Origin of the sequence: Halorubrum sp. SP3 (assembly GCF_005435195.1) — an archaeon.
Lineage (GTDB): Archaea > Halobacteriota > Halobacteria > Halobacteriales > Haloferacaceae > Halorubrum > Halorubrum sodomense.
In genome coordinates, this window is the sequence record NZ_SGTU01000008.1 from 1 (window position 1) to 14,625 (window position 14,625).

The 14,625-nt window shown below is 71.7% G+C and carries 16 protein-coding genes; 10 read left to right on the forward strand and 6 right to left on the reverse strand.

Features of this window, described 5'->3' with window-relative positions:
• Positions 1 to 115: 115 nt before the first annotated feature.
• Positions 116 to 532 (reverse strand): CHY zinc finger protein, encoded by a 417-nt coding sequence (locus EXE42_RS07730; protein ID WP_199240741.1) that lies wholly within the window; start codon positions 530 to 532, stop codon positions 116 to 118.
• A gap of 10 nt (positions 533 to 542) precedes the next feature.
• Positions 543 to 1,157: a tRNA (pseudouridine(54)-N(1))-methyltransferase TrmY gene (gene trmY, locus EXE42_RS07735; RefSeq protein ID WP_137706256.1), complete on the reverse strand. Its 615-nt coding sequence runs from the start codon at positions 1,155 to 1,157 to the stop codon at positions 543 to 545.
• Positions 1,158 to 1,208: 51 nt separating this feature from the next.
• On the opposite strand from trmY, the gene EXE42_RS19260 reads away from it, so the two are divergent.
• Positions 1,209 to 1,349, forward strand: a complete 141-nt coding sequence (locus tag EXE42_RS19260; protein ID WP_167603423.1) for a hypothetical protein — start codon at positions 1,209 to 1,211, stop codon at positions 1,347 to 1,349.
• A 25-nt stretch (positions 1,350 to 1,374) separates the two neighbouring features.
• Here the strand turns inward: EXE42_RS19260 and pyrF are convergent, their stop codons facing one another.
• Together pyrF and EXE42_RS07745 are read right to left on the reverse strand one after the other, a co-directional pair.
• Positions 1,375 to 2,205, reverse strand: coding sequence for an orotidine-5'-phosphate decarboxylase (gene pyrF / locus EXE42_RS07740; RefSeq protein WP_092923766.1), 831 nt, complete (start codon positions 2,203 to 2,205; stop codon positions 1,375 to 1,377).
• A 47-nt stretch (positions 2,206 to 2,252) separates the two neighbouring features.
• Positions 2,253 to 3,566, reverse strand: a complete 1,314-nt coding sequence (locus EXE42_RS07745; RefSeq protein WP_137706257.1) for a carboxylate--amine ligase — start codon at positions 3,564 to 3,566, stop codon at positions 2,253 to 2,255.
• Between the two features lie 150 nt (positions 3,567 to 3,716).
• Between EXE42_RS07745 and EXE42_RS07750 the strand changes: the two genes are divergently transcribed.
• Positions 3,717 to 4,295 carry a DUF5813 family protein gene (locus EXE42_RS07750; RefSeq protein ID WP_092923772.1) on the forward strand — a complete coding sequence of 193 codons (579 nt, stop codon included), beginning with the start codon at positions 3,717 to 3,719 and terminating at the stop codon, positions 4,293 to 4,295.
• A gap of 79 nt (positions 4,296 to 4,374) precedes the next feature.
• Positions 4,375 to 4,698, forward strand: a complete 324-nt coding sequence (locus EXE42_RS07755) for a hypothetical protein (RefSeq protein ID WP_092923775.1) — start codon at positions 4,375 to 4,377, stop codon at positions 4,696 to 4,698.
• Between the two features lie 47 nt (positions 4,699 to 4,745).
• On the opposite strand, the gene tmk is transcribed toward EXE42_RS07755, so the two are convergent.
• Positions 4,746 to 5,339 (reverse strand): dTMP kinase, encoded by a 594-nt coding sequence (tmk, locus tag EXE42_RS07760; RefSeq protein ID WP_092923778.1) that lies wholly within the window; start codon positions 5,337 to 5,339, stop codon positions 4,746 to 4,748.
• A gap of 169 nt (positions 5,340 to 5,508) precedes the next feature.
• Between tmk and EXE42_RS07765 the strand changes: the two genes are divergently transcribed.
• The 7 genes from EXE42_RS07765 to EXE42_RS07795 all read left to right on the forward strand — a co-directional run bounded on the left by EXE42_RS07765 (position 5,509) and on the right by EXE42_RS07795 (position 13,040).
• Entirely contained in the window at positions 5,509 to 6,888 is a 1,380-nt protein-coding gene (locus EXE42_RS07765) for a hemolysin family protein (protein WP_092923781.1), read from the forward strand.
• Between the two features lie 96 nt (positions 6,889 to 6,984).
• Positions 6,985 to 7,848 carry a universal stress protein gene (locus EXE42_RS07770; protein WP_137706258.1) on the forward strand — a complete coding sequence of 288 codons (864 nt, stop codon included), beginning with the start codon at positions 6,985 to 6,987 and terminating at the stop codon, positions 7,846 to 7,848.
• 86 nt (positions 7,849 to 7,934) lie between these two features.
• Entirely contained in the window at positions 7,935 to 8,831 is an 897-nt protein-coding gene (locus EXE42_RS07775) for a complex I NDUFA9 subunit family protein (RefSeq protein ID WP_137706259.1), read from the forward strand.
• A gap of 109 nt (positions 8,832 to 8,940) precedes the next feature.
• On the forward strand, positions 8,941 to 10,119 hold the full coding sequence (locus EXE42_RS07780) for a tubulin/FtsZ family protein (RefSeq protein WP_174549019.1): 1,179 nt from the start codon (positions 8,941 to 8,943) through the stop codon (positions 10,117 to 10,119).
• Positions 10,120 to 10,134: 15 nt separating this feature from the next.
• Entirely contained in the window at positions 10,135 to 10,794 is a 660-nt protein-coding gene (gene cofC, locus EXE42_RS07785; protein WP_137706260.1) for a 2-phospho-L-lactate guanylyltransferase, read from the forward strand.
• A gap of 115 nt (positions 10,795 to 10,909) precedes the next feature.
• On the forward strand, positions 10,910 to 12,073 hold the full coding sequence (cofG, locus tag EXE42_RS07790) for a 7,8-didemethyl-8-hydroxy-5-deazariboflavin synthase subunit CofG (RefSeq protein WP_137706261.1): 1,164 nt from the start codon (positions 10,910 to 10,912) through the stop codon (positions 12,071 to 12,073).
• A gap of 106 nt (positions 12,074 to 12,179) precedes the next feature.
• Positions 12,180 to 13,040: a mechanosensitive ion channel family protein gene (locus tag EXE42_RS07795; RefSeq protein WP_092923799.1), complete on the forward strand. Its 861-nt coding sequence runs from the start codon at positions 12,180 to 12,182 to the stop codon at positions 13,038 to 13,040.
• A 60-nt stretch (positions 13,041 to 13,100) separates the two neighbouring features.
• On the opposite strand, the gene EXE42_RS07800 is transcribed toward EXE42_RS07795, so the two are convergent.
• On the reverse strand, positions 13,101 to 14,552 hold the full coding sequence (locus EXE42_RS07800) for an MATE family efflux transporter (protein ID WP_137694454.1): 1,452 nt from the start codon (positions 14,550 to 14,552) through the stop codon (positions 13,101 to 13,103).
• Positions 14,553 to 14,625 lie beyond the last annotated feature (73 nt).

Sequence of the window (14,625 nt, forward strand, 5' to 3'; positions counted from 1 at the left end):
AGCCTCGCGGCTCACGCTTCGCGGCTTCGCCGCTCGCGTTCGCCGCGTCCCTCGCGCGTGCGACTCGCGCCCTGTCGGGCGCTCGTCGGCACGCGCCACCGCACCGCGTCCTTATTTATAAATCGTCGTTGCCGTCTCCGTCGTCCGAACCCTCAACCTCGAAGTACCGGTGGCGGTGTTTCCGACAGCCGGGGTTGAACGCGGCGCCGCACGCGGGGCAGGCGTCGTCGTCGGCCTCGAGGTATTCGCGGGCCGTGAGCGTCGTCCGGCAGGCGCCGCACAGCACCGCCGGCTCGTCGAAGCGCTCGCGGGGCCACGGGACCGCCTCGTGGTCGGCGGCCGCGTCGTGGCAGGCGTCGCAGGGGTAGTACGTCTCACAGCAGCCGAACCGGAGCGCGACCACGTCGACCGGGTCGTCCCAGTGCGAGCAGCGCGTCTCGGGGTCGATGTCGATTCCACGCAGGGGCACCTCGAAGCGCGGGTCGGTGTCGGGCGCGGTCGTCGTCTCGCGGTCGGAGGGGTCGGTCGACATCGCCGGAGGGTCAGTAGCTGGCGTACCCGTCCGTGTCGAGCCAGTTGTGGACGACGGTGACGGCGTGGTCCGCGTGGAGCAGCTCGGGCCCGACGCGCAGTCGCCGCTCGGCGCGGCCGGCGATCGCATCGGCCTCCGATTCGGCGAAGTCGTGGTGATCCGAGAGGACGAACACGGGGTCCTCGGGGGGTTCCGCGTCGACGAGCGGATCGCCGTCCTCGTGGAGCTGGACGAGCGTCCCGTCCGGCCCGCGCCCGTCCCCGCCGACGAGCCGGTCGAGCGTCGCGTCGAGGCCCATCCGGCGGAGTTCGACGCCGGGCGAGACGTCCGCGGGCATGTGGCCGATCGCGTCCGCCTTGGCGTCGAGCGCGTCGCGGACCCGCGCGGCGACGTTGCGCTCGTCGGGGTGGAGGTGCCGGAGCGTGTCGGCGTCGAAGGTGACCGTGAACTCGTCCGCGACGACGAGGTGGACCCGGACCGCCTCGCGGATCCCGTGCGAGAGGAAGACGCCGGCGCTCACGCACCGGCAGCAGAGGTCGAGCCGCCCGGCCCCGGGGATGTCCGACAGCGAGATCGCGTCGGGGTCGGTGGGGACGTCGCGGCCGACGACGACGAACTGGCGCATGTCAGTGGCTCGCCCCGGATCCTCATAAGGCGTGCGACCCGATCGCCGGGTATGAGCCTCACCGGCCTGTGTCAGGTCTGCGAGGCGGCCACGGCGAGCCGGACCTGTGACCGCTGCGGGCGCGCCGTCTGCGACGACCACTGGGACGAGAGCGCGCGCGCCTGCTCCGGGTGCGCCGCCGGCCGCGGGTAGCTCGGTTCGCTCGGCGAGCCGGTCGTTATCGGTGCCGGTTCAGCCGCTTCGTGAGCCGCTTCGCCGCGTCGCCCGCCGCGCCGAAGTAGGTCGCCTCGTCGCCGGGGCGGCTCGACTCCTCGCCGGCGAAGATGATCCCGCGCGAGGAGTTCACGAGGCCGACGTCGACCGGGAGGTCCGGGCGCGCCGCGAGCCCGTGCTCGACCGCGGCCTCTGCGTCGCCGCCCTGCGCGCCGACGCCGGGCACGAGGAAGGGGATCTCGGGGACGATCTCGCGGACCTCGGCCAGCTCCTCCGGCGCCGTCGCCCCGACCACGAGGCCAACGTTGTCGTTCGCGTTCCACACGTCCGCGAGCGCGGCGACGCGCTCGTAGAGAGGCTCGCCCGAGGCGAGTTCGAGGTCCTGGAGGTCGGCGCCGCCCGGGTTCGAGGTGCGACAGAGCGCGAACACGCCCTTCTCCGCGCGGTCGAGGAACGGCTGGAGCGAGTCGCGCCCGAGGTACGGGTTCACGGTGATCGCGTCGACGTGGTCGAGGACCTCGGCGTACCGCCGCGCCGTGTTGCCGATGTCGCCGCGTTTGGCGTCGAGGAGGACCGGGACCCCCTTTCCCTCCGCGTACGCCGCGGTCTCGCGGAGCGCGCGCCAGCCGTCGGGGTCCTCGTAGAACGCCGCGTTCGGCTTGTAGCAGGCGGCGTGCTCGTGGGTCGCGTCGATGATCCGTCGGTTGAACGCCCACCGCGGGAGGTCGGCGTCGGTCACGTGTTCGGGGAGCCGACTCGGGTCGGGGTCGAGCCCGACCGAGACGACGCTGTCGACCGCGTCGATCCGGTCCGCGAGCGTCTCGAAGAAACCCATACGCGCCCTGTGGCGGCAGGCGCACTAACCGTTGTGTTCCGAGCTCGTTAACAGGAGCAGTAGTACTCGCGGTCGACGAACTCCGTCTCGAACAGCTTCGCGGCCGGTCCCGGGTCGGCGGGGCGGTAGACGCCGGTGGTGAGGTTCCCCTCTCGCTCGAACTCGCCGGAGACGAGGCGTCGCCAGTCGGCGGCCGACAGCTGGTCCCAGAACGTCTCATCGCCCGCGAGCAGCGAGAGGTAGTCGCGGAGGTACACCCACCGCGTCGGCTCGACGCCGTCCGACTCGTAGGTCGCGTCGGTGACCGCGGCGTAGGCGGCCATCGGGAGGTTCGTGCCCGCGGCGACCGGCATCGAGATCCACTTCCAGGGCCGGGTGTTGACATCCAGCAGCAGGAACTCCTCGCGGGCCTCGTCGTAGACGAACTCCGACTCGCTGATCCCGTGGTAGCCCGCGTCGTCGAGGACGGCGAGCGCGCGCTCCTCGATCGCGGGTTCGTCCGCGGTCTCGACGAGACAGGAGGTGCCGAAGTCGCGCGGGTATCGCACCGCGGCGTTGCCGACGACCGCGAGCGCGTCGTCGCTCCCCGACGGGGGGACGTACGACGCAAGCGAGTGGTCCTTCCCGGTCGCGATGTCGACGCGCTTCTGGGCCATCACGGCGATCCCCTCCTCGCTCGCGGCCGCGACGACGTCCGCGAACTCCTCACGGTCCGCGACCTCGATCACGTTCGTACCGAACGCCTCCTCGAAGTCGCGCTTGAGCTCCGGTTTTACCACCAGCGGGAAGCCGAGCGCGTCGGCGGCCTCCTCGACCGACGCGTCCGCATCTCGCGTCCCCGCCGCCGCGGTCTCCGCCAGCCGGTACGTCTCCGGGTAGGGCACGCCGAGCGCCTCGCAGGTCGCGTACAGTTCCGACTTGTTCAACACGTCGTCGAGCGTCTCGCTCCCCGCGAACGGGAGTCGGACGCCGTCCGGGTCGGCCTCGGCGTACGAGAGCGCCCACTCGTCCATACAGCCGAACGCGACCGCCTCGGTGCCCGCGGCGTCGACGATCGCCTCCACGTCCTCGCGGAACCCGTCGAGGTCGTCGAGCGGGTACGTCACCGCCCCCGCGAAGTCGACCGCGTCGGACGGCGGGGCGAGCCCGTCGTGGGTAACGGTCCCGGTCCCAGCGTCGCCGGCGTCGCCGGCGCCGCCCGCGCGGTCGAGCGCGATCACGGGCACGTCGTGGGCGTCGAGCGCGTGAGCGACGCCGAGTCCGGTGATGTGCGCGTTGCTGACGAGCGCCGGCGGTCGGTCGAAGTCGGCGTCCGCGAGCGCGTCGATCAGTCCCTCGGTGGATCGAAACTGGTCTGCCATACCCCGTCTCGTCGGTCGACGCACAAAAGCGTCCCACGTACCGGTTCGGAGTGCCCGTATCGACGACGAGAAGCGACGCGTCGACACCGGAGGCGTGGCTCTCGCGGTCGACGCGAGCGCCTTTTCAGGCCGCGTCGCCTCCGGATCGGTATGACGGAATCCGACGACGCCGAACCGGACGCCGAGCGCGTCGACGCGGTCGACGAGCCCGACGCGGCCGACGAGCCCGACGCGGCCGACGAACTCCCCGACCGGGTCCGGCGGGCGTTCGCGGACCGCGGCTCCTTCGAGCGCGACGGCGACGCGTGGGTCTCGACGACGACCGCGTTCGACGGGCGCGTCCGCGCCGAGCCGACAGAGGCGGAACGAATCGGATTCGCGGTGACCGTCCGCGTGCCGATGCTCTCGGCGGTCACCGCCGACGAGGTCGCCGCCGTGGTCGAGGACGGCTGGGCCGACACCTTCGAGCGACGCGCGGTCGACGTCGGCGGGGTCACCCGCCGCGAGCGCGAGTTCGATCCGGTCGTCGAGCGCGAGGGCGACGAGATCCGAGTCACCTACGCGTTCACGGACAGCAACGAGCGTCGCGGCGTCGACGACGCGGGCGCGCTGATCGACTTCGTCGAGGGGACATACGTCCAGGGCGTGATTCCCGGCTACGAGTACACGGAGCCCGTCTCGGACCTGCTCTCGGCCGCGCGCCGGCAGGGCGGCGACGGTGCGGTCTGAGCGGCGACGGTGCCGTCTGAGCGGCGGCGACCCGGTCCGGGGACGATAGGGGGAAGTGTCGGCGGCCCGTACGGCGACCATGCTCGCGCTGTTCGGGTTCGGCAGCCTCCTCGCCTTGGTCGCGTTCCACACGTTCCTCGCCGGGGTCGCGACCCGATTCTTTCGGATTCAGCTCTCGACGTCGTGGGGATCCGTCGTGTACACGCTCGTGTTGACGCCAGTGCTGTTGTTCGTCTCGACGATCGTCTTCACGGGCGTGCTCGGCGTCGGGACCGGGATCGACGTCGGGAGTTCGACGATCCTGCTGTCGCTGCTGGTCGCGCTCCCGCTGGCGCTGGGCGTCGCGATCGACTACCTCTACGTCCCGTCGCCCGAGGAGTACGAACTGCCGGACACGCGCTGAGGGACTCGCGAACAGGGATCTCAGCGTTCGAGCGAACCGGCGGCCTCTCAGCGTTCGACGAGGTCCGCGACGACTTCCTCGACGCGAGCGACCACGTCCTCTGGCGCGCGCGTCGCGTCGACCCGGTGGAACCGGCCGGGGTCGGCGTCGATGAGGCGCTCGTAGTTGTCGCGAACGGCCGCGAGGTAGCCGTCTCGCTCGAACTTGTCGGTCCGGCCGGCGCGCTCGGCCGCGGTCTTCGGATCCAGATCGAGGTATATCGTCGCGTCCGGCGGGCGGGAGAACGCGGCGTGGATCCCGCGGACGTACTCCACGGGCCGCTCGATCCCGGCGTCGGCGCGCGCGAGCGTCGCCCCCTGATAGGCGAACCGAGAGTCCGAGTAGCGGTCGGCTATCACCAGGTCGCCGTCGGAAAGCGCCGGCCGCACGGTCTCCGAGAGGTGGTTCGCGTGGTCGGCGGTGTACAAGAACAGCTCCGCGAGCGGGTCGGCCTCCGGGTCGCCCATCGACCGCGCCACCGCCTCCCCGTACCAGCTGTCGGTGGGTTCGCGGGTGAACGTCGCGTCGGGGTACACGTCGTGGAGCGCCTCCCAGACGGTCGTCTTGCCGCTGCCGTCGAGCCCCTCCAGCGTGATCAGCATGGTGGCGTTCCGCCGCCGCGACGAATAAACGACCCGGGTCGCGGCGGCGCAGTCGGAGGCGCCTCGCCGCGAGCGCGACGCCCGTCCGACCGCCCTTTTTAGTGACCGCTCCCCGAACGGCGGGCATGGTCGTCGACTCAGCGGTCGGTCGCGCGCTCGGAGGGGCCGGATGGTAGCGATCGCCGTCTCGTTCGCTCGCGTGGCGGGCGCGCTGGTGTTGGTCGCGCTGAACGGCTTCTTCGTCGCCTCGGAGTTCGCGTTCGTCAGGATCCGGGCCACCTCGGTCGACCAGCTGGTCGAGGACGGGACGGCCGGCGCGGAGACGCTCCAGGAGGTGATGACCAACCTCGACGACTACCTCGCGGCGACCCAGCTCGGGATCACGCTCGCGTCGCTCGGGCTCGGGTGGATCGGCGAGCCCGCGGTCGCGGCGCTCATCGAACCGGTCCTCGGGGGGATCCTGCCGCAGGGGGCGGTCCACCTCGTCGCGTTCGCGATCGGGTTCTCCGTCATCACGTTCCTCCACGTCGTCTTCGGCGAACTGGCGCCGAAGACGATCGCCATCGCGCAGGCGGAGCGGATCTCGCTGCTGCTCGCGCCGCCGATGCGGCTGGCGTACCTGATCTTCTCGCCCGGCATCGCGGTGTTCAACGGCACCGCGAACGCGTTCACGAGCCTGATCGGCGTGCCGCCCGCCTCCGAGAGCGACGAGACGCTCGAAGAGCGGGAGATCCGGCGCGTGCTGGCCCGATCAGGTGAGGCCGGCCACGTCGACGAGTCCGAGGTCGCGATGATCGAGGGCGTCTTCGAGCTCGACGACACCGCGGCCCGCGAGCTGATGGTCCCCCGCCCCGACGTGGTCTCGCTGCCCGCGGACGCGTCGCTGGCGGCGATCCGCGAGACGGTCCTCGACGTGGGGCACACGCGGTACCCGGTCGTCGGGAGCGACGACGCCGACCGCGTCGTCGGCTACGTGGACGTGAAGGACGTGCTGCGCGCGACCGAAGAGGACGACGCCGACGCCACCGCGGGGGACCTCGCGCGCGAGATACTCGTGGTCCCGGAGACGACGAGCGCGAGCGACCTCCTCGTCCAGTTCCGCGACGAGCGCCGACAGATGGCGGCGGTGATAGACGAGTGGGGCGCCTTCGAGGGGATCGCCACCGTCGAGGACGTCGCCGAGGCGCTGGTCGGCGACCTCCGGGACGAGTTCGACGTCGCCGAGCGCCGCCACACGATCCGGCGGACCGGCGACCGGACGCACGAGGCCGACGGGTCCGTCGCGCTCGTCGACGTCAACGACGCGCTCGGGACCCACCTCAGTGGCGACGGCTACGAGACGCTCGGCGGGTACGTCCTCGACCGCATCGGGCGCTCCCCCGAGGTCGGGGACGTCGCGGAGACCGAGGCGTACGCCTTCGAGGTCACCGCGGTCGACGGCGCGCGCATCTCGACGGTGCGCGTCACGCGGCGCGACGGCTCGGACGAGTCGGGCGACGCCGGTGACGGATCGGACGCCGACGCGGAGTCGCCCGGCGACGCCGCGTAGCGGGACGAGCGTCTCCCTCCCGCGACCGGGACCGGACGGTCCCGCAGCGCGGCAACCACACGAGCGTTTTTCACCCGCGGGCGCGACCGGGGGCGTATGTACGACCGGATCTGCGTCCCCACCGACGGCAGCGACGCGGCCGCGGCGGCCTTCGAGCACACCCTGGCGATCGCCGCCGACCACGGCGCGACGGTCCACCTTCTCCACGTCGCGGACACGACCCGCGACAGCGTGACCCGAATCGGCGGCGACGTAGTCGACGTGCTGGAACAGGAGGGCGAGTCGATCGTCGATGAGGCGGCCGCCCGCGCCGCGGACCGCGGCGTGGAGGCGGAGACGGCCGTCCGGCAGGGGGGCGTCCCCGAGACGGTCGCCGCGTACGCCGAGGAGGTCGGCGCCGACCTCGTCTCGATGTCGACGCGGGGGCGGCAGGGGGTCGAACACCTCGTCGGCAGCACGACCGAGCGCGTCGTCCGGCAGTCGCCGGTGCCGGTGTTGGCGCTCCGTCCGGGCGACGAGGCCGTCCCGTACCCGTACGAGGACGTGTTGGTGCCGACCGACGGGAGCCCGGCCGCGACCGCCGCGCTCGACCGCGCGATCCCGATCGCCGAACGGGCGGGGGCGACGGTCCACGTCCTCTCGGTCGTCGACACCGGCGGGATCGGTATCGGCGACCACGTCGAGGTGGACGTGCTCTCGGAGTACGCCGACGACGCGGTCGCCGAGGGCGTCGAGCGCGTCGAGGACGCCGGGTTAGAGGCGGTCGGCGCCGTCGAGGTCGCCTCCTCGGCCGCGCGGGGGATCCGGGCGTACGTCGACGACCCCGGCGTCGACCTCGTCGCGATGGGGACCCACGGGCGGACCGGCGTGGGCCGGTACCTGCTCGGGAGCGTCGCCGAGCGCACCCTCCGGAGCGCACCCGTGCCGGTGTTGACGGTTCCGGTGTCTGACGAGGCGTGATCTCGACGCGCCGGATCGACGCGGGACCGCCGCCGAGCGTCTGACGCCGCGGTAGGTTTACGGGGCTTCCACGCGAGATACCACGCATGAAAGTGTTGGTAGCCGGCGGGACCGGATTCATCGGTTCGTATCTCTGCCGCGCGCTCGCGGCCGACGGCCACGCGGTGACCGCGCTCTCCCGATCGCCCGAAGAAACGCCGGACGGAGTGACTGGCGTCTCCGGAGACGTGACCGACTACGACTCCATCGCGTCGGCCGTCGACGGCCACGACGCGGTCGTGAACCTGGTCGCGCTCTCGCCGCTGTTCGAACCGGACGGCGGCAACCGGATGCACGACCGGATCCACCGCGGCGGGACCGAGCACCTCGTCCGCGCGGCCGAGGCGGGCGGCGTCGGGCGGTTCGTTCAGCTGAGCGCGCTCGGCGCGGACCCGAACGGAGACACTGCCTACATCCGCGCCAAGGGCGAGGCGGAGGCGATCGTCCGCGAGAGCGACCTCGACTGGACGATCTTCCGCCCCTCGGTCGTCTTCGGCGAGGGCGGCGAGTTCGTCTCGTTCACCAAGCGGCTGAAGGGGATGTTCGCGCCGGGCGTCCCGCTGTACCCGCTTCCCGGCGGCGGGAAGACGCGGTTCCAGCCGATCCACGTCGAGGACCTCGTGCCGATGATCGCCGCCGCAGTGACCGACGACGAGCACGCCGGCGAGACCTACGAGATAGGGGGGCCGGAGGTGCTCACGCTCCGGCAGGTGACGGACCTCGTCTACGAGGCGGAGGAGAAGGGCGTCACCATCGTCCCGCTGCCGATGCCGCTGGCGAAGATCGGCCTCTCCGTCCTCGGCGCAGTGCCCGGGTTCCCGATGGGCCCGGACCAGTACCGCTCGCTGAAGTTCGATAACACGACCGCCGACAACGACGTCGGCGCGTTCGGCGTCGACCCGGCCGAACTGACCACGCTCGGCGAACACCTCGGGATCCGATGACCGGCGACGCGAACGTGTCAAGCGTCCTAATATCACCGCTGGTAACGGCAACCGAAGGCTTATATACGAGATCGCGTTCTGTTCAGTTCAAACGCGGAGGGAGCACACGATGAAACTCGCAATGATCGGATTCGGACAGGCGGGGGGTAAAGTCGTCGACAAGTTCTTGGAGTACGACAAGCGGACTGGCTCCGAGATCGTGCGGGCCGCAGCGGCCGTCAACACGGCGAAGGCGGACCTCATGGGGCTCGAACACATCGACGAGAGTCAGCGCGTCCTCATCGGGCAGTCCCGGGTGAAGGGTCACGGGGTCGGCGCGGACAACGAACTCGGCGCGGAGATCGCGGAGGAGGACATCGACGAGGTCCAGGGCGCCATCGATTCGATCCCGGTCCACGAGGTCGACGCCTTCCTGGTCGTCGCCGGCCTCGGCGGCGGGACGGGCTCCGGCGGCGCGCCGGTGCTCGCGAAACACCTCAAGCGCATCTACACCGAGCCCGTCTACGGGCTCGGGATCCTGCCGGGCAGCGACGAGGGAGGCATCTACACCCTCAACGCGGCCCGCTCGTTCCAGACGTTCGTCCGCGAGGTGGACAACCTGATGGTGTTCGACAACGACGCCTGGCGGAAGACGGGCGAGTCCGTCCAGGGCGGCTACGAGGAGATCAACGAGGAGATCGTCCGACGGTTCGGCATCCTCTTCGGCGCCGGCGAGATCCAGCAGGGTCAGGAGGTCGCCGAGAGCGTCGTCGACTCCTCGGAGATCATCAACACGCTCTCCGGCGGCGGCGTCTCCACGGTCGGCTACGCGGAGGAGGAGGTCGAGGAGCGCTCCTCGGGCGGCCTGCTCTCGCGGCTCCGAGACGACGGCGACGACGACGAGCTCGACAGCGCGCACACCACGAACCGGATCACCAGCCTCGTCCGCAAGGCGGCGCTCGGCCGGCTCACGCTCCCCTGCGAGATCGAGGGCGCGGAGCGCGCGCTGCTCGTGCTCGCGGGCCCGCCGGAGTACCTCAACCGGAAGGGGATCGAGCGCGGTCGCAAGTGGCTCGAAGAGCAGACCGGCTCGATGGAGGTCCGCGGCGGGGACTACCCGTACCGCGGCGCCGGCTTCGTCGCGACGGTCATCCTGCTCGCGGGCGTCACGAACGTCCCGCGGATCAAGGAGCTCCAGCAGGTCGCCATCGAGGCGCAGGACAACCTCGACGAGATCCGCGAGGAGAGCGACGAGAACCTCGACGAGCTCGTCAGCGACGACAGCGACGAGCTGGAATCCCTGTTCTAAGGGCCGCCGTTCGCGATGGAGGTCATCGTCCCCTTTTCGACCGACCGCCCGAAGTCGCGGCTCTCGGACGCCCTCTCGCCCGAGGAGCGGCGCGAGTTCGCGCGGGCGATGCTCGACGACGTGCTGGACGCGGTCGTCGCCGCCGGGGGCGACCCCCGGATACTCGCGACCGACGCCGTCGACCTCGATCACCCGGTCACCGTCGACGATCGCCCCCTGACGACCGCGGTGAACGCGGCGCTGGGCGTGCGGCTGGGAACCGGCGGCGAGGACGGCGCCGGGATCGACGGCTCCCTCGAACCGGTCGCCGTCGTGATGGCCGACCTCGCGCTCGCGACTCCCGCGGCGCTGCGACGACTCTTCGAAGCCGGGCGCGACGCCGATGTCGCGGTCGCTCCGGGGCGCGGCGGCGGTACGAACGCCTTCGTCGCCACGTACCCCGAATTCCGGGTCGACTACCACGGCGCGTCGTACCTCGACCACCGCGAGATCGCGGCCGAGATCGGGGCCGACTTCGCCGCGGTCGACTCGCACCGACTCGGCACCGACGTCGACGAACCCGCCGACCTCGCGGAAGTGCTGATCCACGGCGAGGGGCGGGCGGCGACGTGGCTCCGCGGGGCCGGCTTCGCGCTCGACGCCTCCGAGGGCCGCGTCGCGGTCACGCGAGAGTGAGCGAGGGAGTCGAAACCGATCCGCGGTTCCGTTTCCTCTCGGCGTAACCGAATCAGGTGTCGCAACGGGATCCGCAACCGCGATCCTTTTTGAACGCCGACCGCGAGTGACGGCCGTGTTCGCCGGGGCCGACGAGTACGGGGTCGACGTCGCGGTCGACGAGCGCGCGGTCGAGCGACTGCTCTCGGTGCGCCCCTCCGACGTCGACGCCGCCGATCGGCTCACCTTCGCGCGCAACGTGTTCATCCCGCTCACCACGGCGTGCCGGTACACCTGTACGTACTGTACCTACTACGACGTCCCCGGAGAGGCGTCGCTGCTCTCGCCCGAGGAGGTGCGCGAGCAGTGCCGCGTCGGCGCCGACGCGGGCTGTACGGAGGCGCTGTTCACCTTCGGGGACGACCCCGACGACCGGTACACCGAGGTCCACGACACGCTCGCCGAGTGGGGGTTCGACTCGATACACGAGTACCTCTACCGGGCCTGCGAGATCGCCCTGGAGGAGGGGCTGCTCCCCCACTCGAACCCCGGTGACTTGACGGAGGCCCAGTTCGCCGCCCTCCGCGAGGTGAACGCGTCGATGGGGGTGATGCTGGAGACGACCGCCGACGTCGACGCGCACTCGGGAGGGCGACGGAAGACCCCCGGTCAGCGGCTCAACACGATCCGCGCGGCGGGCCGGCAGGGCGTGCCGTTCACGACCGGGATCTTAGTCGGCATCGGCGAGGACTGGCGCGACCGCGCCGAGAGCCTGCTCGCGATCCGGGCGCTCCACGAGCGGTTCGGCCACGTCCAAGAGGTGATCGTGCAGAACGTCGTCCCCAACGAGCGCTCGGACTTCCCGAAGCCCGACCTCGCGACGATGCGCCGGGTCGTCGCGATGGCGCGCGCGGCGCTCCCGCCCGAGGTGTCCGTTCAGGTTCCCCCGAACCTCTCGCCGGCGGCCGACCTCGTCGACTGCGGGATCGACGACCTCGGCGGCGTCTCGCCGGTGACGGACGACTACATCAACCCCGCCTACGAGTGGCCCGACCTCCGCGGACTCGAAGCCGTCGCGGACGCCGGCGGCGTGCCGCTGTGCGAGCGGCTCCCGACGTACGCGCGGTTCCTCCCCGAAGACCTCCGGCCCGGGGACGTCGACGCCGCGCCCGAACCCGACGGCCGCGAGGCGTGGATCCCGCCCGCGGTCCGGGAGCGGATCGCCGCGGACGACGTCCACGGGCGGCGGCTGCGCGCGGTCGCCCGCGGCGACGGGCCGCTCGCCGTGCGGAGCGACTGACCGACCCTCCCCGCGAGCGGGGCGCCCGACCGGCCGCGTCCCGCACCGGAAATAAACAACCGCGCTGCCAGTAGCTTCTTTATATAGTCTCGTGAAGGGGTGGACGATGTACCCCTTACAGCTCGACGCGGTCGCGAACGCGGTCGACGTCGCGGCGATCGCGACGTCCGTGGTCGGATTCCTCGCCGGCTTCCTCGCGGTGTTGCTGCTCGGCAAGTACGTACTTATCCCGGGACTCCGGCGGGTCGTCAGGTCGCGCGGGTTCGACGAGGCGGTGTTGAGCCTCGGGACGAACGTGCTCAACGCCGTCGTCTGGGTCGCGGCGATCGCGATCGGCTTCGCCGTGGCCGGCTACGGCGGCTTCCTCTCGGCGTTCGCGGTGTTCGGCGGCGCCATCGCGCTCGCGGTCGGGTTCGCCGCGCAGGACCTCCTCGGCAACTTCGTCGCCGGCGTGTTCATCCTCAAGGACAAGCCGTTCGAGGTCGGCGACTGGATCGAGTGGGACGGCGAGTCCGGTCGCGTCGAGGAGATCGACCTGCGGGTCTCGCGGGTCCGGACGTTCGACAACGAACTGGTGACGGTGCCGAACGGCGACCTCGCGAACAGCGCGGTCACCAACCCCGTCGCCTACGACACGCTCAGACAGAAGTTCGTCTTCGGGATCGGCTACGACGACGACATCGGCGAGGCGACCGACATCATCGTCGAGCAGGCGGAGGCCCACGACGAGATACTCGACGACCCGGGCGTCTCGGTCCGGCTCGTCGAGCTCGGCGACTCCGCCGTCGGCCTCCAGTCGCGCTGGTGGATCGACGACCCCGACCGCGGCGACTTCGTCCGGGTGCGCTCCGAGTACGTCACCGCCGTGAAGGAGGCGTTCGACGACGCCGGCATCGACATGCCGTACGTCCACCGGCAGCTCACCGGGAGCGTCGAAGTGCTCGAAGACGTCGCGGCCGACGAGTAGGCCGCCGCGACGCCCGCGGCCGTCCGCACCGCCCTACCCGCCCCACCTGCCCTACCCGCCCTACCCCGCTTCCTCTTCCGCGTCGCCCGCGCCGGGCCGGTATCTGCGGCTGACGGCCTGCCACCGGTTCGACCGGAATCGATAGCCGTTCAGCCCGGCCGGGACGAGCTTCTCCGCCACCAGCGCCGCGTAGAGGCCGCCGACGCCGAGCGGCGTCGCGAGCCCGACCAGCGCGGCCGGGAGCGCGAACGCGTACAGCCCGATCATCGACGCGACGAAGGGCCATCGGGTGTCGCCCGCGCCGCGGAGCGACCCGGTGATCGAGCCGTCGACCCCCAGCGGAACCGCGGAGATCGCGGCGGCGACGACGAACGCCGCGGTCGCGCTCACCGCGGCCGGACCGTCGACGAACACGCCCGCTATCGGACGCGCGGCGAGGATCACCGCGGTCGACGCGAGGACGTAGACGACCGCCGATAAGGCGATCACGTCGCGGCCGTAGGCGGTCGCGAGCGTCTCCTCGCCCGCGCCGAGCCGCTGGCCCACGAGCGTGCTGGCGGCGATGGAGAAGCCCCAGCTGAAGCTGCCGAGCAGGGCCCTGACGCGGCGGCCGACCTCTAAGGCGGCGACGGTCGCCTGGCCGAACGACGACGCGATCCACAGGAGCGGGAAGACGACGATCCCCTCCGCGACTCGACGGGCGATGAGGGGCGCGGACACCCGCAGCAGCTGACGCGTCAGCCCGGCGTCGAACCACGGGCCGGAGCGCCCGACCGGGACGGGGGAGGCGCCGCGGCCGAAGTAGGACCGGCCGGTCATCCCCCACGCGAGGACCAGCCCGACCGCGGCGATGGAGACCGCGGTGCCGAGTCCGGCGCCGAACACGCCGAGCCCGGCGCCGAGGACGAGCCATACCGTGAGGACGACGTTCAGCAGCGCGCCGCCGGCGCGCGCGATCATCGGGGTGCGGGTGTCTCCGACGCCGGCGTACGTCCGGCTCGCGATCATGTTGAAGAACTCGAAGGCGAGCGCGGGCGCCGTGACGACGAGGTAGGTGGTTCCCGCGGACAGCGCCGCCCCGTCGCCGCCGACGAGCGCGATCAGGCGCTCGGCGCCGAGGACGTAGCCGGCGACGATCGGCGCGACGAGGAGCGCGGCCACGATCAGCGACTGCTTGACGACCAGCCCCGCCCGCCCGCGCTCGTCGCCGCCGTAGTTCTGTGAGACGAGCGAGACGGTGCCGCCCGCGAGCCCGATGGAGACGAACTTCGCCAGCTGCCAGTACGCGAACGCGAACCCCATCCCCGCGACGGCCGACACGCCGACCGCGTACCCGATCACCGCGAGGTCGACGGTGTTCTTCGACATGATCGCGAACCCCGTCACGATCCGGGGCCACGCCAGTCCCATCGTCTCGTCGAGCCGCGACCGGTCGATGACGCCGGCCCGGTCGAGCGCGCCCGCGACCGCCTCGGCGACGCGCGCGGCGCCGTTCCGGAGCCGGGATAGCATTGGACCGACATAGGGGGCGGGCCGGCTTGTGTCTGTCCGTCCGACCCGCGTCCCCGCGCTCGACCGCGCCGGG

Bases quoted from the DNA above. Each gene is read 5' to 3' on its own strand.
- EXE42_RS07770 (WP_137706258.1), top strand. From the start codon at position 6,985: ATGTACGACCGGATCTGCGTCCCCACCGACGGCAGCGACGCGGCCGCG.
- cofC (WP_137706260.1), top strand. From the start codon at position 10,135: ATGGAGGTCATCGTCCCCTTTTCGACCGACCGCCCGAAGTCGCGGCTC.
- EXE42_RS07795 (WP_092923799.1), top strand. From the start codon at position 12,180: ATGTACCCCTTACAGCTCGACGCGGTCGCGAACGCGGTCGACGTCGCG.
- EXE42_RS07800 (WP_137694454.1), bottom strand. From the start codon at position 14,552: ATGCTATCCCGGCTCCGGAACGGCGCCGCGCGCGTCGCCGAGGCGGTC.
- tmk (WP_092923778.1), bottom strand. From the start codon at position 5,339: ATGCTGATCACGCTGGAGGGGCTCGACGGCAGCGGCAAGACGACCGTC.
- EXE42_RS07755 (WP_092923775.1), top strand. From the start codon at position 4,375: ATGCTCGCGCTGTTCGGGTTCGGCAGCCTCCTCGCCTTGGTCGCGTTC.
- EXE42_RS07730 (WP_199240741.1), bottom strand. From the start codon at position 532: ATGTCGACCGACCCCTCCGACCGCGAGACGACGACCGCGCCCGACACC.
- EXE42_RS07780 (WP_174549019.1), top strand. From the start codon at position 8,941: ATGAAACTCGCAATGATCGGATTCGGACAGGCGGGGGGTAAAGTCGTC.
- trmY (WP_137706256.1), bottom strand. From the start codon at position 1,157: ATGCGCCAGTTCGTCGTCGTCGGCCGCGACGTCCCCACCGACCCCGAC.
- EXE42_RS07745 (WP_137706257.1), bottom strand. From the start codon at position 3,566: ATGGCAGACCAGTTTCGATCCACCGAGGGACTGATCGACGCGCTCGCG.
- pyrF (WP_092923766.1), bottom strand. From the start codon at position 2,205: ATGGGTTTCTTCGAGACGCTCGCGGACCGGATCGACGCGGTCGACAGC.
- EXE42_RS07750 (WP_092923772.1), top strand. From the start codon at position 3,717: ATGACGGAATCCGACGACGCCGAACCGGACGCCGAGCGCGTCGACGCG.
- EXE42_RS07775 (WP_137706259.1), top strand. From the start codon at position 7,935: ATGAAAGTGTTGGTAGCCGGCGGGACCGGATTCATCGGTTCGTATCTC.
- EXE42_RS19260 (WP_167603423.1), top strand. From the start codon at position 1,209: ATGAGCCTCACCGGCCTGTGTCAGGTCTGCGAGGCGGCCACGGCGAGC.
- EXE42_RS07765 (WP_092923781.1), top strand. From the start codon at position 5,509: ATGGTAGCGATCGCCGTCTCGTTCGCTCGCGTGGCGGGCGCGCTGGTG.